This is a genomic window from Agromyces terreus, from assembly GCF_009749465.1.
Lineage (GTDB): Bacteria > Actinomycetota > Actinomycetes > Actinomycetales > Microbacteriaceae > Agromyces > Agromyces terreus.
Genome location: NZ_WBIS01000002.1, coordinates 626,384 through 647,398, shown reverse-complemented (window position 1 = coordinate 647,398; position 21,015 = coordinate 626,384). Strand labels below are relative to the sequence as shown.

The following is a 21,015-nucleotide window of genomic DNA, read 5'->3' as shown; positions in this document are numbered from 1 at the left end:
TGCAGACGGACCCGGCGCAGACTCTGGCGCCGCCGATGCTGGAACTCTCCAAGGTCGTCAAGTCCTTCGGGCCGGTGGTCGCCCTCCGCTCCGGGAGCCTGCGGCTCGAGCAGGGCTCGATCCACGCGCTCGTCGGCGAGAACGGCGCCGGCAAGTCGACGCTCGTGAAGATCGTCGCGGGCCTCTACCGCCGTGACGGCGGCGACCTCCGGCTTCGCGGCGAAGAGGTCGACTTCACCTCGACCGCCCAGTCGAAGGCGGCGGGCATCGCGGTCATCTACCAGGAGCCGACGCTCTTCCCCGACCTCACCGTCACCGAGAACATCTTCATGGGGCGCCAGCCCACGGGGCGCTTCGGCCGCATCGACCGGAAGGCCATGCGGCACGAGGCCGAAGCCCTGTTCCAGCGGCTCGGCGTGCGCATCGACCCCGAACGCCCGGCCGAGGGCCTCTCGATCGCCGACCAGCAGGTCATCGAGATCGCCAAGGCCGTCTCGCTCGACGCCCGCGTGCTGATCATGGACGAGCCGACCGCCGCCCTCTCGGGCGTCGAGGTCGACCGCCTGTTCGCCGTGGCGCGCAGCCTCCGCGACGAGGGCAGGGCGCTCCTGTTCATCTCGCACCGCTTCGACGAGATCTTCGCCCTCTGCGACACCGTCACCGTCATGCGCGACGGCGCGTACGTCGCCACCACGCCCATCGCCGACACCACCGTCGACGAGCTCGTGCGCCAGATGGTCGGCCGCGACGTCACCGAGCTGTTCCCGAAGACGGAAGCCGAGATCGGCGAGCCGCTGCTCGAGGTCGAGGGGCTCACCCGCACGGGCGTCTTCCACGACATCTCGTTCTCGGTGCGCGCGGGTGAGATCGTCGGCCTCGCCGGCCTCGTCGGCGCGGGCCGGAGCGAGGTGGCCCGGGCCGTGTTCGGCGTGGATCCCTACGAATCGGGAACGGTGCGCCTGAACGGCCGCACGCTCCCCCGCCGCCGGCCCGACACCGCGATCCGCGCCGGCCTCGCGCTCGTGCCCGAGGACCGCCGCAAGCAGGGCCTCGTGCTCGAGTCGTCGGTGGCGCAGAACATCGCCCTCGTCATCCGCAACGAACTCGCGAAGGCCGGCCTCATCACGACCGGCATGGAGAACCGCGCCGCGAAGGTGTGGGCAAGCCGGCTCGAGGTGAAGACCAACGCCCTCTCGACGGTCGCCGGGACCCTCTCGGGCGGCAACCAGCAGAAGGTCGTGCTCGGCAAGTGGCTCGCGACCGAGCCCACCGTGCTCATCATCGACGAGCCCACGCGCGGCATCGACGTCGGCACGAAGGCCGAGGTGCACCGGCTGCTCTCCGAGCTCGCCGGCCGCGGCATGGGCATCCTCATGATCTCCTCCGAGCTGCCCGAGGTGCTCGGCATGGCCGATCGGGTGCTCGTCATGCGCGAGGGACGCATCACCGCCGAGATCGACCGATCCGACGCCACCAGCGAGAACGTCATGTTCGCCGCGACGCACGCCGATGGAGCCCACGCATGACCGCCCCCGCCATCGAACGCTCGGCCGCCACGAAGCGCCTCCGCTCGGTCGGCGCCGCACGCGAGTTCGGCATCCTGCTCGCGCTCGTGCTCGTAGTGCTCGCGGCCACGATCGCCAACCCGAACTTCCTGTTCAGCGCCGACGGCTGGCGCGACCTGCTGCTGACGCCGGCGATCCTCGTGCTCGTCGCCATCGGCCAGGCGATCGTGATCATCACGCGCAACGTCGACCTGTCGGTGGGCTCGATCCTGGGCCTGTCGGCCTATCTCACGGGTCGCCTGTTCGTCGACCTCCAGGGCATCCCGATCATCGTGGTGTTCGTGATCGCGGTCGGGTTCGGCGCCCTGCTCGGCCTCGTGAACGGCGCCCTCGTCGCCTTCGCGAAGGTGCCCGCGATGGTCATCACGCTCGGCACGCTCTACGCGTATCGCGGCATCAACGTGCTCTGGACCGGCAGCGACCGGATCAACGCCTCCGACCTGCCGAAGTCGTTCCTCGCGCTCGGCACGGGGCAGATCCTGTACATCCCGATCCTCACGATCATCGCCCTGGTCGTGCTGATCGCCGCGGCCTGGTTCATGAAGAACACCCGCGGCGGGCGCGAGTTCTACGCGATCGGCTCCGACCCGGCGGCGGCCGAGCTCTACGGCCTGCGCGTCACCCGCCGCCTGCTCATCGCGTTCGCGCTCTCGGGCGCGCTGTCGGGGCTGGCCGGCGTGCTGTACGCGGCACGGTACGGCACGATCAGCTCGCAGGCCGGTGCCGGGTGGGAGCTCGACGCGGTCGGCGCGGCCGTCATCGGCGGCGTCGCGATCACCGGCGGCGTCGGCTCGGTGTGGGGCGCCGCGATCGGCGCGGTGCTGCTGCTCACGATCAACCGGGCGCTGCCGATCCTCGGCATCCCCGACTTCTGGCAGCGCGCCGTCGTCGGCGCGCTCATCATCGGCGCCATCGTGCTCGACCGGGTGCTCGCCGTCCGAGCCAAACGCCGGCTCATCGAGGCGAGGGAGGAAGACCGATGACCGCCACGACCACCTCGTCCGCCGTCGCCCGCACCTATCGGGACTACGACCGCCCGCTCTGGCAGCGCATCCTGCTGACACGCGAGGCCGCGATCATCGGCCTGCTCGTGATCGTCGCCGTCGTCGCGTCGGTGAGCGTGCGGGGATTCGGCCAGCCGATCACCCTCACCTACCTGCTGCTCGACGTCATGCCGATCCTGCTCATCGCACTGCCGATGACGCTCATCATGATCACCGGAGAGATCGACCTCTCGGTCGCGAGCATCGTGGGCCTGTCGAGCGTGCTCACGGGCGTGCTCACCCAGGCGGGGCTGCCCTTCGAGGTCGCGGCGGTCGTCGCGCTCATCGCCGGCGCCGTCTGCGGCGCGGTGAACGGGTTCCTCGTCACCGTGGTCGGCCTGCCGTCGCTCGCGGTCACGATCGGCACGCTCGCGCTGTTCCGCGGGCTCGCCGTCGGCCTGCTCGGCACGACCGCCATCACCGACTTCCCCGACTTCTGGACCGATCTGGCGAAGATGCGCGTCGGCGGATCGAACATCCCCCTCGTGCTGTTCCTGTTCCTCGCGCTGCTCGTGGTGTTCACGGTGCTGCTGCACTTCACGCCCTTCGGGCGCGGCATCTACGCGATCGGCCTGTCGAAGTCGGCCGCGCACTTCTCCGGCGTGCACGTCGAGCGCACGAAGATGATCCTGTTCGTCCTGAGCGGCCTGGTCGCGGCACTCGCGGGCATCTTCTACACGCTGCGGTTCGGCAGCGCCCGCGGCGACAACGCGACCGGCCTCGAACTGCAGGTCATCGCCGCGGTCGTGCTCGGCGGCGTCTCCGTGTTCGGCGGTCGCGGCGCAATCCACGGCGTCATCGCGGGCGTGCTGCTCATCGGCGTGCTCGCGAGCGCCCTGCGCCTCGCGAACGTCACGAGCGATGTCATCAACATCATCACCGGAGCACTCCTGGTGCTCTCGGTGGTGACCAACAGCTTCCTGGCCTGGCTGCGTACGCGGCGTCGAGCACCAGGGGGAAAACCGCGCGTCGAGGCCTCCACAGCAGGGTGACCGGGCCGCGCGACCCGTCGATGCAATCACCCATCGACTGAACCGATGAAGGGAAGAACAACGATGTTTGAACACAAGCGGCGCGCAGGCGCCCTGACCGCGCTCGCGGTGGGCGTGGCACTGCTCGCCACCGGCTGCGCGGTCGACTCCGGCAGCGAAGGGGGCTCGGACGGCGGCTCGGGCGACAGCGCCAACCTCGCCATCACGTTCCTGCCGAAGAACCTCGGCAACCCGTACTTCGACACCTCGTCGACCGGTGCGAAGGAGGCCATCGACGAGTTCGGCGGAACCTTCGCCGAGGTCGGGCCGGCCGAGGCCACGCCCGACGCGCAGGTCAGCTACATCAACACCCTCACGCAGCAGGGCGTGGGTGCGATCGCCGTCTCGGCGAACGACCCCGAGGCGATCTGCGACGCCCTCAACGAGGCCCGCGACGCGAACGTGAAGGTGGTCACCTTCGACTCCGACACGAACGCGGACTGCCGCGACGTGTTCATCAACCAGGCCGACGCGGAGGGCATCGCCAAGGTGCAGGTCGACCTCGTCGCCGACCAGATCGGCGGCGCCGGCGAGATCGCGATCCTCTCGGCCTCGGCGAACGCCACGAACCAGAACGCCTGGATCGAGATGATGGAGGAGTACCTCGCGAGCGACTACCCCGACATCACGCTCGTCGAGACGGTCTACGGCGACGACGACGACCAGACCTCGTTCGACAAGACCGCGGCGCTGCTGCAGACGCACCCCGAGCTGAAGGGCATCATCTCGCCCACGACGGTCGGCATCTCCGCCGCCGCCCGCTACCTCTCGACCTCGGACTACAAGGGCAAGGTCGCGCTGACCGGGCTCGGCACGCCGAACCAGATGCGCGAGTACGTCGAGGACGGCACCGTGACCGCGTTCGCGCTGTGGAACCCGGCCGACCTGGGCTACCTCGCCGCATACGCCTCGAAGGCGCTCATCGAGGGCGACATCACGGGCGCCGAGGGCGACTCGTTCGAGGCGGGCAAGCTCGGCGACTACGAGGTCGGCGCCGACGGCGTCGTGCTCCTCGGCGACCCGTTCGAGTTCAACGCGGACAACATCGGCGACTTCGACTTCTGAGTCGGATGCCGCAGCGAGGGCCCGGTCGACCGTTCGCGTCGCCCGGGCCCTCGTGCCGTTCGGCGGGGCATCGGCCCGCTCCGACGGCGCATCCGACCCGAACGGGCGGGGACGCCGTTGCGCTCCCGTCCCATCGGAGGTAGAGTGTTGAAACGATTCATTACCACGGGCCGACACGAACCGTCCACCACCCGGACCACCCGGATCACACCCCAAGCGAAGCCTCGAACACGACCCGCGAAGACGAAAGGACGGCGAGCTCGATGACGAGCCCCACCGCTGCGACGGCGCAACGCGTCTGCTTCCAGCTCCAGGTCGACCCCGCCCGCCTCGACGAGTACCGCGAACGCCACGCCGCGGTCTGGCCCGACATGCTGCGCGCCATCGAGGCATCCGGCCGCCGCAACTACTCGCTGTTCCTTCGGCCCGACGGCCTGCTCATCGGCTACTACGAGGTCGACGACGACGACGCGGCGCAGGCCGCCCTCGAGCACGACCCGCGCACCGCGGCCTGGGAGGCGCAGATGGCGGAGTTCTTCGTCAGCCTCGACGGCGCCCGCCCCGACCAGTCCGCCCCACGACTCACCGAGGTGTTCAACCTCGAAGACCAGCTCGCGGCGCTCGACGCCCTGCCCGCGGCATCCGACACCGAACCGACCACCACAGAAAGCAGCCACTCGTGAGCCTCTTCACCACCGAACAACTGGCCCAGCTCGAGCAGCAGGCCATCGAACTCCCGAGCTGGGCGTTCGGCAACTCGGGCACCCGTTTCAAGGTGTTCGCCACGCCCGGCACCCCGCGCGACCCCTTCGAGAAGATCGCGGATGCCGCGAAGGTGCACGAGTACACGGCGCTCGCGCCGACCGTCGCACTGCACATCCCGTGGGACAAGGTCGACTCGTACGACGAGCTGCGTTCGCACGCCGAGGGCCTCGGCGTCGCGCTCGGCACGATCAACTCGAACACGTTCCAGGACGACGACTACAAGTTCGGCGCCCTCACCCACGAAGACGCCGCCGTGCGCCGCAAGGCCATCGACCACCACCTCGAGTGCATCGACATCATGCACGCGACCGGGTCGCGCGACCTGAAGATCTGGCTCGCCGAGGGCTCGAACTACCCGGGTCAGGCCGACCTGCGCGGCCGTCAGGACCGCCTGCACGAGTCGCTGTCCGAGATCTACGCCCGCCTCGGCGACGAGCAGCGCCTCGTGCTCGAGTACAAGTTCTTCGAGCCGGCGTTCTACCACACCGACGTTCCCGACTGGGGCACGAGCTACGCCCAGGTCGCCGCGCTCGGCGACAAGGCGATGGTCTGCCTCGACACCGGACACCACGCGCCGGGCACGAACATCGAGTTCATCGTCATGCAGCTGCTGCGTCTCGGCAAGCTCGGCTCGTTCGACTTCAATTCGCGCTTCTACGCCGACGACGACCTCATCGTGGGCGCGGCCGACCCGTTCCAGCTGTTCCGCATCGTGTTCGAGGTCATCCGCGGCGGCGGCCTGAACAACCCCGACGTGGCGTTCATGCTCGACCAGTGCCACAACGTGGAGGACAAGATCCCCGGCCAGATCCGCTCGGTGCTGAACGTCCAGGAGATGACGGCGCGCGCGCTGCTCGTCGACGGCGAGGCCCTGCGTGCCGCGCAGCGCTCGGGCGACGTGCTCGAGGCGAACCGCGTGTTCATGGACGCCTTCTACACCGACGTGCGCCCCGCCCTCGCCGAGTGGCGCGAGTCGCGCGGCCTGCCCGCCGACCCGATGGCGGCGTTCGCGGCATCCGGCCACCTCGCGAAGATCGCGGAGGAGCGCGTCGGCGGCGTGCAGGCCGGTTGGGGCGCCTGACCCTCCCCGCGGACTCACGCAACATCCCGCCCGCCCATGCACTCGATCCGTCGATCTTCGCCCCGCCCGCTCCCGGGTAGGGCGAAGATCGACGGATCGGTGGGGCGGCCCCTGAACCGCACGACCGAAGGAACCACGACATCATGACGAACCCAGCTGCAGCCGATCTCATCGCGCGGTCGAACCGCCTCGGCGCCGACCCGAAGAACACGAACTACGCCGGCGGCAACACGTCGGCCAAGGGCACCGAGACCGACCCCGTCACGGGCGAGCCCGTCGAGCTCATGTGGGTCAAGGGTTCTGGCGGCGACCTCGGCACGCTCACCGAGCAGGGCCTCGCGGTGCTGCGCCTCGACCGCCTGCGTTCGCTCGTGAACGTGTACCCGGGCGTCGACCGCGAAGACGAGATGGTCGCGGCCTTCGACTACACGCTGCACGGCAAGGGCGGCGCGGCCCCGTCGATCGACACCGCCATGCACGGCCTCGTCGACGCCGCGCACGTCGACCACCTGCACCCCGACTCGGGCATCGCGATCGCGACCGCGGCCGACGGCGAGGAGCTGACGGGCAAGATCTTCGGCGAGAAGGTCGTGTGGGTGCCGTGGCGCCGCCCCGGCTTCCAGCTCGGCCTCGACATCGCCGAGATCAAGGCGGCGAACCCGGCCGCGATCGGCTGCATCCTCGGCGGCCACGGCATCACCGCGTGGGGCGACACGTCGGAGGAGACCGAGGCGAACTCGCTCTGGATCATCGACACCGCCGCCGCGTACATCGCCGAGCACGGGGCATCCGACCCCTTCGGCGCCGTCGTCGCAGGGTACGAAGCCCTCGAGCCGGCCGAGCGCCGCGCGAAGGCCGCCGCCCTCGCCGCCACGATCCGCGGCATCGCGAGCCACGACAAGCCCATGGTCGGCCACTTCTCCGATGCCCCCGAGGTGCTCGACTTCCTCGCGAGCGAGCGGATGCCTCACCTCGCCGCGCTCGGCACGAGCTGCCCCGACCACTTCCTGCGCACCAAGGTCAAGCCCATGGTGCTCGACCTGCCTTCCGACGCGTCGATCGAGGACTCGGTCGCCCGCCTGCAGGAGCTGCACGAGGCGTACCGCGCCGACTACCAGGCGTACTACGACGCGCACGCGACCGCCGAGAGCCCCGCGATCCGCGGCGCCGATCCGCTGATCGTGCTCGTGCCGGGCGTGGGCATGTTCAGCTACGGCGCGAACAAGCAGACCGCACGCGTCGCCGGCGAGTTCTACCTCAACGCGATCAACGTGATGCGCGGCGCCGAGGCGCTCTCGACGTACGCCCCCATCTCCGATGCCGAGAAGTTCCGCATCGAGTACTGGGCGCTCGAGGAGGCGAAGCTCCTCCGCATGCCGAAGCCGAAGACCCACCAGGGGCGCATCGCGTTCGTCACGGGCGCGGCATCCGGCATCGGCAAGGCCATCGCGACCCGCCTCGCCGCCGAGGGCGCGTGCGTCGTCGTCGCCGACCTCGACCTCGAGAAGGCGCAGGCCGCGGCGGCAGAACTGGGCAGCACGGATGTCGCGATCGGCGTCGCCGCGAACGTGGCGGATGCCGCGGGCGTGCAGGCCGCGATCGACGCGACGCTGCTCGCGTTCGGCGGCATCGACCTCGTCGTGAACAACGCGGGCCTGTCGCTGTCGAAGCCGCTGCTCGAGACCACCGAGAAGGACTGGGACCTCCAGCACGACGTCATGGCGAAGGGCTCGTTCCTCGTGTCGAAGGCCGCCGCTCGCGCACTCGTCGACCAGAAGATGGGGGGCGACGTGATCTACATCTCGTCGAAGAACTCGGTCTTCGCGGGCCCGAACAACATCGCCTACTCGGCGACGAAGGCCGACCAGGCCCACCAGGTGCGCCTGCTCGCGGTCGAGCTCGGCGAGCACGGCGTGCGCGTGAACGGCATCAACCCCGACGGCGTCGTTCGCGGCTCGGGAATCTTCGCCGCCGGGTGGGGTGCGAACCGCGCCGCGACCTACGGCGTGAAGGAAGAGGACCTCGGCCAGTTCTACGCCAACCGCACGATCCTCAAGCGCGAGGTCGTGCCCGAGAACGTCGCCGACGCGGTGTACGTGCTCACCGGTCCCGAGCTCAGCCGCACGACCGGCCTGCACATCCCCGTCGACTCGGGCGTCGCCGCGGCCTTCCTGCGATGAGCGCCGTGACGGGCGTCGCCGGTCGCGCCGGTCTCGCCGGTCGAGGAGCGACGCAGGAGCGTCTCGAGACCACCCTGCCCAACCTCGCCGGTCGAGGAGCGACGCAGGAGCGTCTCGAGACCACCCTGCCGGGTCTCGGCGCAGGTCTCGAGACGCTCCGCTCCTCGACCGGCGCGACGCTCCGCTCCTCGACCGGCGCGACGCTCCGCTCCTCGACCGACGTGGGCCGACGATGAGCGCGGGCGCGGGCACCGTCGCCGCGGTCGACCTCGGGGCGACGAGCGGGCGCGTCATCCTCGGCCGGGTCGACCAGCGGGCCGGCACGCTCGAGCTCGAGCACCTCGCGCGCTTCCAGAACGGACCGGTGCGGCTCGCCTCCGGCCTGCACTGGGACTTCACGGGCCTCTACCGCGACCTCGCGCGCGGCCTCGCCGAGGCGTTCCGCCGCGATCCGTCGGTCGCCTCGATCGGCGTCGACTCGTGGGCCGTCGACTACGGCCTGCTCCGGGGCGACCGCCTGATCGGCGAGCCGTTCCACTACCGCGACGAGCGCAACGCCCGCGCCGTCGAGGCGGTGCACGAAACGGTGCCGTTCGCCGAGCTCTACCGCCGCAACGGCCTCCAGTTCCTGCCGTTCAACACGCTCTACCAGCTCGCAGCAGAACGCGAGGGCGGATGCCTCGACCTCGCCGACTCCCTCCTGCTCGTGCCCGACCTCATCGGGTTCGAGCTCACGGGCCGACGCGTCGCCGAGCGCACGAACGCCTCGACGACCGGGCTCCTCGGCGTGCATTCGGGCGAGTGGGACGACGAGCTCATCGAGCGGCTCGGGCTCCCGGCATCCGTCTTCGCACCCATCGTCGCGCCCGGCGACCCCCTCGGCCCGCTGCGGCCGACCGTGGCCTCCGAGCTCGGCGCGCCCGACGGCGTCGAGGTCGTCGCCGTCGGCTCGCACGACACCGCGTCGGCGGTCGTCGCCGTGCCGATGCGGGCCGAGTCCGCGGCGTACATCTCGTGCGGCACGTGGGGGCTCGTCGGCGTCGAGGTCGAACGGCCGGTGACGACGGATGCCGCGCGCGAGGCGAACTTCACGAACGAGGGCGGCGTCGACGGGCGCGTGCGGTTCCTGCACAACGTCATGGGCCTGTGGCTGCTGTCGGAGTCGGTGCGCTGGTGGGAACGCGACGGCGAGACGATCGACCTTCCGCAGCTGCTCGCGGCCGCGGCCGACGTCGCCGGGCCCGTCGCGGTGTTCGACGCCGACGACCCGCGCTTCATGGCGCCCGGCGACATGCCGGGGCGCATCGCGGAGTGGTGCGCCGAGCACGGCGTCCCCGCGCCCCGCAGCCGGGCCGAGGTCGCGCGCTCCATCGTCGAGTCGCTCGCCGAGGCCTTCGCGGGCGCCGTGCGCCAGGCGTCGGTGCTCTCCGGGGTGGACGTGCACACGATCCACATCGTCGGCGGCGGATCCCTCAACGAGCTGCTCTGCCAGCGCACCGCGGACCGCTCGGGACTCGAGGTGCTCGCGGGCCCCGTCGAGGCCACGGCGATCGGCAACGTGCTCGTGCAGGCGCGCGCGCAGGGGTTCGCGACGGGCTCGCTCGAGGATCTGCGTGCGCTCGTCGCCCGCGCGTTCCGGCCGCGACGCCACCTGCCCCGGGACTGAACGGCCGACACGTCCGACGGACCGAGCGCCCGGCGGGCCGAACGCCCGACGGGCTCAGTGCCCGTGTGCGACGAGCTGGATGATGATCACGCTGAGCCCGACCGCCATGAGCGCGGCGAGCGCGAGGAACTGCTTCCACCAGGGCGCGCGGGTGCGCCGCACGCCGAGGTAGGCGATGACCCCGAGCGTCACGAGGTAGACCACCGAGACGATGCGCAGCGCGGTCTCGACCTCCAGGACGCCGAACGCGGCGAGCGCGAGCAGGATCACGGGAACGCCGGCCGAGGCGAGCGCGGATGCCGCGATGCGCAGCATGATGCGCACCTCGTGCCCGTCGGGGAACCTCGCGTGCGCCGAGAGGAACGCGATGACGTCGGCCGCGAGGCCGGCGGCCGTGATCGCGAGGATGCCGATCGCCAGCTCGATGACGGCCTGCCCCGCCGCGAGGTGGTCGGCGTTCGTCAGCTGGACGAGCACGATGGCGAGTCCGGTGAACGTCGCGTAGACCCGCTCCTTGAGCGCCTCGGCCCGGACGTTCTCGGGCTTGACCCGATGGTCGTCCTCGGGTTCGACCCCGTGGTCGGCGGGCGGTGTCGCGCCGACGGCGTCGTGCCGGCCCCCCGAGCCGACCCCTGCCCCCGCGTCACTCATGTGCGCAACGGTACCAGCCGCCGCACCCCCGCAACCGAGTCGCCCGACTCTGGACGAAAGTGGGCGACTCGAGAACGGAGGGTCCGAGACGGGCGACTCGGGAGCCAGAGGTGCGGATGCCGCGGGCGCACCCTCTGAGAGGATCGATGCATGACCGATCGACTGCTCGTGTCCCTGCCCGGCGCCACCCTCCGCGACGCGATCGGGCCGCTGCCCGAGTGCGTCGAGGTGGTGCTGTGGGATCTCTCCGGACCCGCGCCCGCCGAGCACCTCGACCTCGTCGTGCCGCCCTACATGGGCGCCTCCGCGAAGCTCGGCGCGCTCGAGGGCGTCTCGACGCGCCTCGTGCAGTCGCAGTCGATCGGCTACGACGACGTCGAGGCGGCGCTTCCTCCGGGACACGTGTACGCGAACGCGGCATCCGTGCACGAGACCTCGACGGCCGAGCTCACGCTCGCGCTCGTGCTGGCCGCCCAGCGCGGCATCCCCGAGTTCGTGCGTGCCGCCGACGAGGGCCGCTGGGCGCCCGAGCGCCGCGCGAGCCTCGCCGATCGGCGCGTGCTGCTCGTCGGCGTGGGCGGGGTCGGCGAGGCGATCGAAGACCGTCTCGCGCCGTTCGAGGTCGAGATCACCCGCGTCGGCAGCCGCGCCCGCGACGACGCCCGCGGCCGCGTGCACGGCACCGACGAGCTGCCCGAGCTGCTCCCGAACGCCGAGATCGTGATCGTCGGCGTGCCCCTCACCGAGGCCACGACGGGGCTCGTCGACGCGGAGTTCCTCGCCGCGCTGCCCGACGGCGCCCTCGTCGTGAACATCGCGCGCGGCAGGGTGGCCGACACCGACGCGATCCTCGCCGAGGCGCGCAGCGGGCGCCTGCGTTTCGCGCTCGACGTCACCGAACCCGAGCCGCTGCCCGAGGGGCATCCGCTGTTCGCGCTGCCGAACGTGCTCGTCACGCCGCACGTCGGCGGCGCCTCCACGGCGATGATGCCGCGCATGGCCCGCCTCGTGCGCGATCAGGTCGAGCGGATGCTGCGCGGGGACGAGCCCCGCAACGTCGTGCTGCGCTCCTGACCCGCGCCCGCCGACCCGCCCGCCGACCCGCCCGCCCGCCAACCCGCCGAAACTCAGGAAACCCGGCCAGACGGCCGCCCTGAGGCATCCGTCGACGCGAATCTCCTGAATTTCGGATGCCGCGCCGAGCCCTGTGCCCGGTAGCGCGCGCGGCCGAGAATTCAGGAGATTCGAGCAGACGGCCGCCCTGAGGCATCCGTCGTCGCGGATCTCCTGAATTCCGGATGCCGCTTCGAGCCCTGTGCCCGGGCTCCGCGCGCGCCGACTCCTCCTCCCGAGCCTCGCGCCGAGCCGGGTTCACCGGCTGACGCGATCGGGCGAACGCCGCGGGCCGATGCACGACGCACACTCGTCCGCATGACTCCCACGACACGACTGCTCGACGTCCTCCGACGCGGCGGCGGCGCGGCCGCGTACCCCGCGTTCGATCGGGTCGGCATCGCCCGCGGCGAACTGTCGCGGGCCGTGCGAACCGGCGCGGTGATCCGCGTGCGCAACGGCTGGTTCGCGGCGCCCGAGGCCGCGCCCGACGTCGTTCGGGCGGTGCGGGTCGGCGGCATGGCGACGGCATCCACGGTCTCCCGGCTCCACGGGCTCTGGGTGCCGGAGCGCGATCGGCTCCACGTCCGCGTCGCCGCGAATGCCGCTCGGCTGCGCTGCCCCGACGATCGGATGCTCCCGCTCGATGCCGATGCCCACGGCGTCTGCCTGCACTACCGCGGCAGGCTCGACGGCGCCCGCGCGCGCGATGCGCTCTCGACGGCGCTCGGCGAGATGTTCGCCTGCGCTCCGATCGCCGAGGCGCTCGCCGCGGTCGAATCGGCGCTCGACCGCCGGGTGCTCGAGCCCGCGCACCTCGACCTGGTGCGAGCCGCCATGCCGAGCGGTCGACGAGCGCGGCTCGATCTGCTCGACTTCGGCGGCCAGTCCGGTCTCGAGACGAAGGTGCGCCTGTTCCTGCGTTCCCGCCGCATCCGGTTCCGCACCCAGGTGCAGATCGTCGGAGTCGGGTCCGTCGACTTCCTGGTGGGCGAGCGGCTGGTCATCGAGGTCGACGGATGGGCCTTCCACAGCAGCCGCGCCGACTTCGAGAACGACCGGCGGCGCGACTTCGAGCTGACGATGCGCGGCTACCTGGTGCTGCGCCTGAGCTACCGGCAGGTCATGCACGACTGGGAGCGCACCGCCGCCGGCATCCTCTCGCTGATCGCCCGCGGGGCGCACCGCCGGAGCACGGCGCTGCCGGGGCCCGTACCGACAGCCGCGCCCGGCGCGCTGGCCTCACCCGAGATCGCGCGCGAGCACAGGCACGAGAATTCAGGAGATCCGGGCAGACGGCCGCGCTGAGGCATCCGTCATCGTGAATCTCCTGAGTTCCGGATGCCGGATGCCGGATGCCGGATACCTCAGGGCGTCCCGATGCCGAGACGTGTCCAGGTGCCGAGCCCGTTCGCGTCGAAGAACTGCAGGTTCATCGTGTCCACGACGCCGTCGAGCGTGAACGCGGCCGAGGCCAGCGATCCCCACGGCGCGTTCTCGCCGGTGGGCACGTAGGCGAAGGTGTCGCCGTCCCACGGTTCGAGGTCGAGCACGTAGGCGCCGTCGGGCCCGAGCCGGGCGACGAGCGCGTCGCCCTCGACGGTGACGACGGCTTCGCCGAAGTACGGGTTGGTCCAGGTGCCCGCGTACCCGTCGAGCCGGCCCGGGGCCGCGGCATCCGTCGGCGCCTCCTGACCGGCCAGGTCGCCCGCGGGCTCGGTGTAGTGCGCGAGGGCCTGCCCGTAGTCGGCGAGCCAGTCGCGGTGCACCTCGCCGAACTGCACGCGGTCGAGGAAGGTGCTCACGATCGCCTCGGGCACTCCGATGGGCGCGCCGTTCGTGATCGCGACGACGCCGAGGTCGAGCGCGGGCACCACCTGGAAGTTGGTCGAGCCGCCCAGGCTGAACGCGCCCGAATGGCTGAACGTGGTGTGCCCGGTGGGGTCGGTGCCGGTGTTGAAGCCGAAGCCGTAGGAGCCCGCGCGGTGGTCGGGTGCCGCCGAGTGCGACGAGACGATCTGTGGTGTGATCGCGGGCAGCAGGGCGTCGGGATCCACGAGCTCCTGTCCGTCGAACATGCCGTCGCCGATGAGCAGGGTCAGCCACTTCGCGAGGTCGTTCACGCTCGAGCTCACCCCGCCGGCGGGTGTCTGCGCGTCGGCGTCGCGTTGGTACAGCGCCGTGAACTCGCCCCGCTCGAGGGTGTGCAGCACGGCTCGGTCGTCTTCGGCGAGGAAGTCGTCGTACCGCGAGCTCGTCGAGTCCATGCCGAGCGGGTCGTAGAGCGCCTCGTCGGAGAGGGTCTCCCAGTCGGTGCCGACGGCGTTCGCGACGGCCTCGGCACCCGCGGTGAGCCCGAAGTTGGCGTACCCGTATGCGGTGCGGAACGGGTTGAGGGGCTGCAGGTCGAGGTGGCCCAAGATGTAGTCGCGGTCGTATCCGACGTCTTCGAGGTCGTCGCCCGCGGCGGGCGGGAGCCCGCTGCGGTGCGCGAACAGGTCGCCGACGGTGACGTGCTCGGTCACCCACGGGTCCTGGAGCGAGAAGCCGGGCAGCAGCGGCGCGGCCGGGGTGTCCCAGCCGAGCTCGTCGCCCAGCTGCGAGGCGACGACGGTGGCCGCGATCGGCTTCGACATCGACGCGATCTGGAACACGGTGTCGGCGTCGACCTTCGCCGGCTCGCCGAGTTCGCGCACGCCGAACCCCTCGGCGAACAGCACCTCGTCGCCGTGCACGACGGCCACTGCGACCCCGGGGATGCCCGACGTGTCCATGATCTTCGCGATGTCGCCCGGCAGCTCCTCGACCGCGGCGTCGATGCTGCCGTCGGGCACCTGCACGGCGTCGACCGGCGGCGGGCCGTCGCTCGCGACGCGCGGCGCGTACGGTTCGGGGTCGGGCGCGCAGGCGGCGAGCGCGACCGCGGTGAGCGCGACCGCGGTGAGCGCGACGGCGGCCGCGAGCGGCCGTGTTCGACGGTGAGCCATGGTTTCCCCCAGACGACAGCCTCCCGCGAGCGTATCGGCGCACGGATACGGTGTCTGCCCCCGTTCGGGGGCGGCGGATGCCGCAGAGCAGCGGATGCCGCAGGTCGGCGGATGGCGCGAGTCGGCGGATGCCGGAGCCCGCCGCAGGCGCGCTCAGCCGGCGAGCCGCGCCGACACCTGCCACGCACCCCGGCGCACGGCGCGTTCGAGGTCGCCTGCGCGCGAGGAGAGCTCCGACGCGGGAACCGACACCGAGACCGCGCCGACCGTGCGCCCGGCGTTCGAGCGCACGGGCGCGGCGATGCAGGCGAGCTTGGGCAGGTACTCCTCGACCTCGACGGCGAGCTGCTGGGCGCGCACCTCGTCGAGGGCGTCGCGCAGCGCCGCGGCATCCGTGATCGTCGATGCCGTGAGCCGGCGCGCGCCGTGCCGTTCGAGGAACCGGGCCACGCCGGCGTCGTCGCGCGAGGCGAGCATGAGCTTGCCGAACGCGGTCGTGTGCGACGCCTCCGAGAAGCCGACGTGCAGTTGGCCGATGCGGGGGTGCTCGGGCGAGTCCTCGATGTGCGCGACGGCGATATCGTCGCCGCGGAACACCGTGAGGTAGGCGGGCGCGCCCACGGCGTCGTGCATCGCACGCAGCACCTGCCGCACCGGATCGGTCGCCACGAGCTGGTATTGCAACGCGCGGCCCAGCTGATCGACGGTGCGCCCCAGGATGTAGCGGTGCTCGCCCGACTGCCGCGCGAGGTAGTCCTGCCGGTGCAGCGTGGCGAGCAGCCGGTAGGTCGTCGACTGGCCGAGGCCGAGCTGCTCGGCGATCTCGGCGGCGGTCAGGCCGGTCGGCGCCGCGCCGACGAGTTCGAGGATGCGCAGCACGCGCTCGGCCGACTGGATGCCGGCGCCACCGTGACGCTCCACTGCGCTCATGCCCCGATGCTACGCCCGGCCGCCGCCCGGCGGGAGGGCTGCTCGGCGCCGCGCGCAGCGGATCCGACGGGGTTTCGCACATAGTGCGAACGGGGCGTGACGGATGCCGCGGGGCGGGCGCAGAGTCGACGTGTCGCCGCCGACACCGGCGGCCTGCCCGAGTCGCCGACCCGCGGCATCCGACATCGAAACGCACATCGACGTGCAGACCCACCCGGAGGTACCCCATGGCCCGCAAGATCCTCATCATCACCGGCGACGCCGCCGAGACGCTCGAGGTCCTCTACCCGTACGAGCGCCTCAAGGAGGAGGGCTTCGAGGTGCACATCGGCGCGCCCGAGGTGCGCAAGCTCCAGTTCGTCGTGCACGACTTCGTCGACGGCTTCGACACGTACACCGAGAAGCTCGGCCACGCCTGGCCGGCGGATGTCGCGCTCGCCGACGTCGACCCGGCCGACTACGCCGCGATCGTGATCCCCGGCGGCCGTGCGCCCGAGTACCTGCGCAACAACGAGGACGCGAAGCGCATCGTGCGGCACTTCTTCGAGACGGATGCCCCGGTCGCGGCCACCTGCCACGGCCCGCTGCTGCTCGCGGCCGCCGGCGTGCTCGGCGGGCGCACCTCGTCGATCTACCCCGAGCTGGCGATCGACCTCGAGGTCGTGGGCGCCGCGTTCGAGAACGGCGGCGGCGTCGTCGACGGCAACCTCGTCACGTCGCGGGCGTGGCCCGACAACGGCACCTGGATGAAGGCGTTCCTCGGCGTGCTCGCCGAGGCCGGGGTGCGCGCCGAGGACGAGCTCGCCGCGGCATCCGTCTGACGCCCTGGCGCGCGACGCCCCGGGCTGCCGGCAGTCGGCATCCGCCGACTAGGCTCCTGCCGTGCCCACCACAGCCCGACCGGCGCCGCGCGCCGACCGCGACCTCTCGCGCCCGCTGCCCTCCTCGCTCTCGTGGACGGTGCTCATCGTCTTCGTGGCCGCGTTCGCCGTGGCGTACGTCGTGCTCGACCTGCCCTGGTGGCTTCCGGCGATCTCCGCCGGTCTGAGCGTCGTCGCGTTCGCGGCATACGGTCTCGACAAGGCGGCCGCGGGCCGCGCGGGCCGGCGGCGGACGCCCGAGAGCACGCTGCACCTGCTCGGCCTCCTCGGCGGCTGGCCGGGCGCCCTCGTGGCGCAGCAGCTGTTCCGCCACAAGACGCGCAAGCGCTCGTTCCGGCGGGTGTTCTGGTTCACCGTCGTGCTGAACGTGCTCGCCCTCTCGCTCGTGATCGCCCTGCTCGCGCACCTGTCCTGACGCGCTCCGAAGCCGCCGGCCGCACGATCCCGGCCTCTTGCCAGCCCCCGGGCGTAGCATCGGAGGCACATCCTCTACGGAAGGTCTTCATGCCCGTCTCGGCAGAACCCCGCGTGGCCCTGTACTTCGACTTCGACAACATCGTGATCTCGCGGTACGACCAACTGCACGGCGACAGCCAGTACCGACGCGACACCTCCCGCCGCAAGACGATCACGTCCGAGACCGCCGAGCGCCTCACGCAGGCCACGGTCGACGTCGACGCCGTGCTCGACTTCGCGGCCACGTTCGGCACCATCGCCATCGCCCGCGCGTACGCCGACTGGTCGACGCCCGTGAACGCGAGCTACCGGGGCCAGCTCATCGATCGCGCGGTCGACCTCGTGCAGCTGTTCCCGCTCTCGGCGACGAAGAACGGCGCCGACATCCGGCTCGCGGTCGACGCGATCGAGGACATGTTCCGCATCGACGACCTCACGCACATCGTCATCGTCGCGGGCGACTCCGACTACGTCGCGCTCGCGCAGAAGGCCAAGCGCCTCGGGCGGTACGTCGTCGGCATCGGCGTCGCCGGGGGCACGAGCCGCGCGCTCACCGCCTCCTGCGACGAGTACGCCGACTACGACGCCCTGCTCACCAGCGAGAGCGATGAAGACGACGACGAAGCGGATGCCTCGGCGCCAGCGCCGGCGACCACCGGGCGTCGCGGGTCGCGGCGGGGCGGGGCCGCCAAGGATGCCGGGGGCGCCACCTCCGACGGGGCCGCGGATGCCTCGCCCGACACGCCGGCCGAGAGCGGCGCAGATGCGGGGGGCGACGCCGCGTCATCCGCGCCGAAGCGCACGAACCGTCGCGCGAAGTCCGGCGGCGCTTCGACGAAGGCCGCCGCCGCGGCATCCGTCGCCGAAGACGACGAGCCCGTCCAGGCGGCACCGACCGGGCCGCGCGGCGTGCCGACGGTCTCGTTCATGTCGCCGGAGTCCGCCGCCCCGACCCGCAACCCGGGGCGTCTGCTCGTGAAGGCGCTCGAACTGCTGCGCGCGAAGAACGACGACGAGTGGCAGCCGTCCGGCGCCGTGAAGAACCAGATGCTGCGCATGGACCCGTCGTTCCAGGAGCGCCGCCTCGGCTTCGGCTCGTTCTCCGATTTCGTGCAGTCGCGCAACAGCCAGATCGAGCTCGACGAGACGCCCGGGCGCAACCGCATCCGTCTGCGCCCGTCGAAGGACTGACGTCGGGGCGCATCCCCTTCGCACGCGCATGCATGTGGTCTGACCACATCTGATACTGTGGTCCGACCACATACCAGCGCGGAAGGAGCCGGCATGCCGATCGAGGCCGAGAGCCCCCGCGCCTGGCGCGCCGTGCTCGAGCACGTCGAACGACGACTGCTCGACGGCGACCTGCTGCCCGGCGAGCGACTGCCCGGCGAGCGCGCCCTCGCCGCCGACCTCGGCGTGGGCCGGTCGAGCGTGCGCGAGGCGCTCCGCGTGCTCGAGGCGATGGGTCTCGTGCGCACGGCGTCGGGCTCGGGCCCGAACGCCGGCGCCATCATCGTCGCGACCCCCGGCGGCGCGATGAGCGCGCTCATGCGGCTGCAGGTCGCCGCGCACGGCTTCCCTGTCGCCGACATCGTGCGCACGCGGCTCATCCTCGAGTCCGCGGTCGCGGGCGAGCTCGCCGAGCGGGCGGGGGCGGAGGCTGGTCTCGAGACGCTTCGCTCCTCGACCGGCGAGGGGGCTGGTCTCGAGACGCTTCGCTCCTCGACCGGCGAGGGGGCTGGTCTCGAGACGCTTCGCTCCTCGACCGGCGGCTCCTCGACCGGCGGCTCCTCGACCGGCGGCTCCTCGACCGGCGAGGCCGGCGGGCTCCCCGCCGCCGAGCGCCTGCTCGACGCCATGGACTCCCCCGACCTCGAGCCGGCCGAGTTCCTCGCGCTCGACGCCGCGTTCCACCTCGCCCTCGCCGAGGCATCCGGCAACCAGGTGGTCACCGCGACGATGGCGGGCCTGCGCAGCAGCATCGAGGGCTACGCGCTCGACGGCCTCGCGCGCATCGACGACTGGCACGCGACATCCGCTCGCCTCCGCCGTGAACACCGCGGGGTCGTCGACGCCATCAGGGCCGCGGATGCCCCGACCGCACGCCGCCGCATCCACGACCACATCTCGGGGTACTACGCCGAGACGTTCCCCGAGCCAGCACCCACGCCCGCAGCAGCACCCGCACACGCCTGAGAGAGAGCCGCCCATGGTCCAGCGCCAGTTCCCCAACCCCAAAGAGCTCGCCACGCTCATGAAGTTCAAGGCGCCCACGGCGAACCCGACCGACCGGCGCCTCGAGAAGGCGCTCACCATCGCCGACCTTCGCGACATCGCGAAGCGCCGCACCCCGAAGGCCGCCTTCGACTACACCGAGGGCGCCGCCGAGGGCGAGCTGTCGCTGGCGCGTGCGCGCCAGGCGTTCCAGGACGTGGAGTTCCACCCGTCGATCCTGCGCAGCGTGCCCGTGGTCGACACCACCCGCGAGGTGCTCGGCGGCACGAGCGCGCTGCCGTTCGGCATCGCGCCGACCGGCTTCACCCGCCTCATGCAGACCGAGGGCGAGATCGCCGGAGCGGGCGCGGCGGGTGCGGCGGGCATCCCGTTCACGCTCTCGACGCTCGGCACCACGTCGATCGAAGACGTGAAGGCCGCGAACCCGACGGGTCGCAACTGGTTCCAGCTCTACGTCATGCGCGAGCGCGAGATCTCGTACGAGCTGACGCGCCGCGCGGCCGCCGCGGGCTTCGACACCATCTTCTTCACGGTCGACACGCCCGTCGCCGGCGCGCGCCTCCGCGACAAGCGCAACGGCTTCTCGATCCCGCCGCAGCTGACCCCTGGCACGATCATCAACGCGATCCCCCGCCCGGCCTGGTGGATCAACTTCCTCACGACCCCGCCGCTCGAATTCGCCTCGCTCTCGACGACCGGCGGCACGGTCGGCGAACTGCTCGACTCGGCCATGGACCCGACGATCTCGTTCGACGACCTCGACATCATCCGCTCGATGTGGCCCGGCAAGATCGTGGTCAAGGGCGTGCAGACGGTCGAGGACGCGAAACTGCTCGCCGACCGCGGCGTCGACGGCGTCGTGCTCTCCAACCACGGCGGGCGCCAGCTCGACCGTGCGCCGATCCCGTTCCACCTGCTGCCGCACGTCGTGCGCGAGGTGGGCTCCGACATGGAGGTGCACGTCGACACCGGCATCATGAACGGCGCCGACATCGTGGCATCCGTCGCCCTCGGGGCGCGCTTCACGCTCATCGGCCGCGCGTACCTCTACGGCCTCATGGCCGGCGGTCGTCGCGGCGTCGACAAGACCATCTCGATCCTGAAGGGCGAGGTCGAGCGCACGATGAAGCTGCTCGAGGTGTCGACGCTCGACGAGCTCGGCCCGCAGCACGTCACGCAGCTCACGCGCATGATGCCGATGGCCAAGCCGGCGGCGGATGCCGCGGAGCAGGCGGTCTCGTCGAAGCCGCGCGCCGTGCGCAGCCCGCGTCCGGCTTCGGCGACGGCGAAGTCCGCGGCGAAGACGGCGACGAACTCCGCGACGAAGACGGCCGCGAAGAAGCCCTCGGTCAAGCAGTAGCGCAGA

At 71.7% G+C, this 21,015-nt stretch carries 19 protein-coding genes; 16 read left to right on the top strand and 3 right to left on the bottom strand.

Going from position 1 to position 21,015, the window contains the following annotated elements; genetic code table 11:
* Nucleotides 1–35 precede the first annotated feature (35 nt).
* The 9 genes from GQQ92_RS08025 to GQQ92_RS07985 all read left to right on the top strand — a co-directional run bounded on the left by GQQ92_RS08025 (nt 36) and on the right by GQQ92_RS07985 (nt 10,396).
* Nucleotides 36–1,526, top strand: coding sequence for a sugar ABC transporter ATP-binding protein (locus GQQ92_RS08025; protein WP_156998837.1), 1,491 nt, complete (start codon nt 36–38; stop codon nt 1,524–1,526).
* Nucleotides 1,523–2,548, top strand: a complete 1,026-nt coding sequence (locus tag GQQ92_RS08020) for an ABC transporter permease (protein ID WP_156998688.1) — start codon at nt 1,523–1,525, stop codon at nt 2,546–2,548. Before GQQ92_RS08025 ends, GQQ92_RS08020 begins: the two co-directional genes overlap by 4 nt.
* Nucleotides 2,545–3,600: an ABC transporter permease gene (locus GQQ92_RS08015; RefSeq protein WP_156998687.1), complete on the top strand. Its 1,056-nt coding sequence runs from the start codon at nt 2,545–2,547 to the stop codon at nt 3,598–3,600. The genes GQQ92_RS08020 and GQQ92_RS08015 overlap by 4 nt, the downstream gene beginning before the upstream one ends.
* 63 nt (nt 3,601–3,663) lie before the next feature.
* Nucleotides 3,664–4,704 (top strand): rhamnose ABC transporter substrate-binding protein, encoded by a 1,041-nt coding sequence (rhaS, locus tag GQQ92_RS08010; protein WP_156998686.1) that lies wholly within the window; start codon nt 3,664–3,666, stop codon nt 4,702–4,704.
* 263 nt (nt 4,705–4,967) lie between these two features.
* On the top strand, nt 4,968–5,387 hold the full coding sequence (locus tag GQQ92_RS08005) for an L-rhamnose mutarotase (RefSeq protein WP_156998685.1): 420 nt from the start codon (nt 4,968–4,970) through the stop codon (nt 5,385–5,387).
* The gene (gene rhaI, locus GQQ92_RS08000) at nt 5,384–6,550 is read left to right on the top strand and encodes an L-rhamnose isomerase (protein WP_156998684.1); all 1,167 of its coding nucleotides are present in this window, start codon (nt 5,384–5,386) and stop codon (nt 6,548–6,550) included. The genes GQQ92_RS08005 and rhaI overlap by 4 nt, the downstream gene beginning before the upstream one ends.
* Nucleotides 6,551–6,693: 143 nt before the next feature.
* Nucleotides 6,694–8,730 (top strand): bifunctional aldolase/short-chain dehydrogenase, encoded by a 2,037-nt coding sequence (locus tag GQQ92_RS07995; RefSeq protein WP_156998683.1) that lies wholly within the window; start codon nt 6,694–6,696, stop codon nt 8,728–8,730.
* Nucleotides 8,727–8,966: a hypothetical protein gene (locus GQQ92_RS07990; RefSeq protein WP_156998682.1), complete on the top strand. Its 240-nt coding sequence runs from the start codon at nt 8,727–8,729 to the stop codon at nt 8,964–8,966. Before GQQ92_RS07995 ends, GQQ92_RS07990 begins: the two co-directional genes overlap by 4 nt.
* Nucleotides 8,963–10,396: a rhamnulokinase gene (locus GQQ92_RS07985; protein ID WP_156998681.1), complete on the top strand. Its 1,434-nt coding sequence runs from the start codon at nt 8,963–8,965 to the stop codon at nt 10,394–10,396. Before GQQ92_RS07990 ends, GQQ92_RS07985 begins: the two co-directional genes overlap by 4 nt.
* A 54-nt stretch (nt 10,397–10,450) precedes the next feature.
* Here GQQ92_RS07985 and GQQ92_RS07980 read toward each other — a convergent pair whose 3' ends face one another.
* A complete protein-coding gene (locus tag GQQ92_RS07980) occupies nt 10,451–11,047 on the bottom strand; it encodes a hypothetical protein (protein ID WP_156998680.1) in 597 nt (198 codons plus the stop codon).
* A 150-nt stretch (nt 11,048–11,197) separates the two neighbouring features.
* Between GQQ92_RS07980 and GQQ92_RS07975 the strand changes: the two genes are divergently transcribed.
* Complete coding sequence (locus GQQ92_RS07975; protein ID WP_156998679.1) at nt 11,198–12,121, top strand: 2-hydroxyacid dehydrogenase; 924 nt, start codon at nt 11,198–11,200, stop codon at nt 12,119–12,121.
* A gap of 357 nt (nt 12,122–12,478) precedes the next feature.
* Complete coding sequence (locus GQQ92_RS07970) at nt 12,479–13,468, top strand: endonuclease domain-containing protein (protein ID WP_156998678.1); 990 nt, start codon at nt 12,479–12,481, stop codon at nt 13,466–13,468.
* Between the two features lie 59 nt (nt 13,469–13,527).
* Here the strand turns inward: GQQ92_RS07970 and GQQ92_RS07965 are convergent, their stop codons facing one another.
* A complete protein-coding gene (locus tag GQQ92_RS07965; protein ID WP_156998677.1) occupies nt 13,528–15,147 on the bottom strand; it encodes a serine hydrolase in 1,620 nt (539 codons plus the stop codon).
* 153 nt (nt 15,148–15,300) lie between these two features.
* Entirely contained in the window at nt 15,301–16,077 is a 777-nt protein-coding gene (locus GQQ92_RS07960; RefSeq protein WP_156998676.1) for an IclR family transcriptional regulator, read from the bottom strand.
* A gap of 227 nt (nt 16,078–16,304) precedes the next feature.
* On the opposite strand from GQQ92_RS07960, the gene GQQ92_RS07955 reads away from it, so the two are divergent.
* The 5 genes from GQQ92_RS07955 (at nt 16,305) to GQQ92_RS07935 (ending at nt 21,009) form a co-directional block, all read left to right on the top strand.
* Nucleotides 16,305–16,898: a DJ-1/PfpI family protein gene (locus GQQ92_RS07955; protein ID WP_156998675.1), complete on the top strand. Its 594-nt coding sequence runs from the start codon at nt 16,305–16,307 to the stop codon at nt 16,896–16,898.
* A 61-nt stretch (nt 16,899–16,959) separates the two neighbouring features.
* Nucleotides 16,960–17,373 (top strand): DUF1294 domain-containing protein, encoded by a 414-nt coding sequence (locus GQQ92_RS07950; protein ID WP_156998674.1) that lies wholly within the window; start codon nt 16,960–16,962, stop codon nt 17,371–17,373.
* 89 nt (nt 17,374–17,462) lie between these two features.
* Complete coding sequence (locus GQQ92_RS07945) at nt 17,463–18,605, top strand: NYN domain-containing protein (protein ID WP_156998673.1); 1,143 nt, start codon at nt 17,463–17,465, stop codon at nt 18,603–18,605.
* A 93-nt stretch (nt 18,606–18,698) separates the two neighbouring features.
* Nucleotides 18,699–19,610 carry a FadR/GntR family transcriptional regulator gene (locus tag GQQ92_RS07940; RefSeq protein ID WP_232057566.1) on the top strand — a complete coding sequence of 304 codons (912 nt, stop codon included), beginning with the start codon at nt 18,699–18,701 and terminating at the stop codon, nt 19,608–19,610.
* Nucleotides 19,611–19,623: 13 nt separating this feature from the next.
* Nucleotides 19,624–21,009, top strand: a complete 1,386-nt coding sequence (locus tag GQQ92_RS07935; RefSeq protein ID WP_156998672.1) for an alpha-hydroxy acid oxidase — start codon at nt 19,624–19,626, stop codon at nt 21,007–21,009.
* Nucleotides 21,010–21,015 lie beyond the last annotated feature (6 nt).

Coding starts and splice junctions, on each gene's coding strand:
- GQQ92_RS07965 (WP_156998677.1), bottom strand. CDS start 15,147: ATGGCTCACCGTCGAACACGGCCGCTCGCGGCCGCCGTCGCGCTCACC.
- GQQ92_RS07980 (WP_156998680.1), bottom strand. CDS start 11,047: ATGAGTGACGCGGGGGCAGGGGTCGGCTCGGGGGGCCGGCACGACGCC.
- GQQ92_RS08025 (WP_156998837.1), top strand. CDS start 36: ATGCTGGAACTCTCCAAGGTCGTCAAGTCCTTCGGGCCGGTGGTCGCC.
- rhaS (WP_156998686.1), top strand. CDS start 3,664: ATGTTTGAACACAAGCGGCGCGCAGGCGCCCTGACCGCGCTCGCGGTG.
- GQQ92_RS08005 (WP_156998685.1), top strand. CDS start 4,968: ATGACGAGCCCCACCGCTGCGACGGCGCAACGCGTCTGCTTCCAGCTC.
- GQQ92_RS07975 (WP_156998679.1), top strand. CDS start 11,198: ATGACCGATCGACTGCTCGTGTCCCTGCCCGGCGCCACCCTCCGCGAC.
- GQQ92_RS07935 (WP_156998672.1), top strand. CDS start 19,624: ATGGTCCAGCGCCAGTTCCCCAACCCCAAAGAGCTCGCCACGCTCATG.
- GQQ92_RS08015 (WP_156998687.1), top strand. CDS start 2,545: ATGACCGCCACGACCACCTCGTCCGCCGTCGCCCGCACCTATCGGGAC.
- GQQ92_RS08020 (WP_156998688.1), top strand. CDS start 1,523: ATGACCGCCCCCGCCATCGAACGCTCGGCCGCCACGAAGCGCCTCCGC.
- GQQ92_RS07985 (WP_156998681.1), top strand. CDS start 8,963: ATGAGCGCGGGCGCGGGCACCGTCGCCGCGGTCGACCTCGGGGCGACG.
- GQQ92_RS07955 (WP_156998675.1), top strand. CDS start 16,305: ATGGCCCGCAAGATCCTCATCATCACCGGCGACGCCGCCGAGACGCTC.
- GQQ92_RS07945 (WP_156998673.1), top strand. CDS start 17,463: ATGCCCGTCTCGGCAGAACCCCGCGTGGCCCTGTACTTCGACTTCGAC.
- GQQ92_RS07995 (WP_156998683.1), top strand. CDS start 6,694: ATGACGAACCCAGCTGCAGCCGATCTCATCGCGCGGTCGAACCGCCTC.
- GQQ92_RS07940 (WP_232057566.1), top strand. CDS start 18,699: ATGCCGATCGAGGCCGAGAGCCCCCGCGCCTGGCGCGCCGTGCTCGAG.
- GQQ92_RS07970 (WP_156998678.1), top strand. CDS start 12,479: ATGACTCCCACGACACGACTGCTCGACGTCCTCCGACGCGGCGGCGGC.
- GQQ92_RS07990 (WP_156998682.1), top strand. CDS start 8,727: ATGAGCGCCGTGACGGGCGTCGCCGGTCGCGCCGGTCTCGCCGGTCGA.
- GQQ92_RS07960 (WP_156998676.1), bottom strand. CDS start 16,077: ATGAGCGCAGTGGAGCGTCACGGTGGCGCCGGCATCCAGTCGGCCGAG.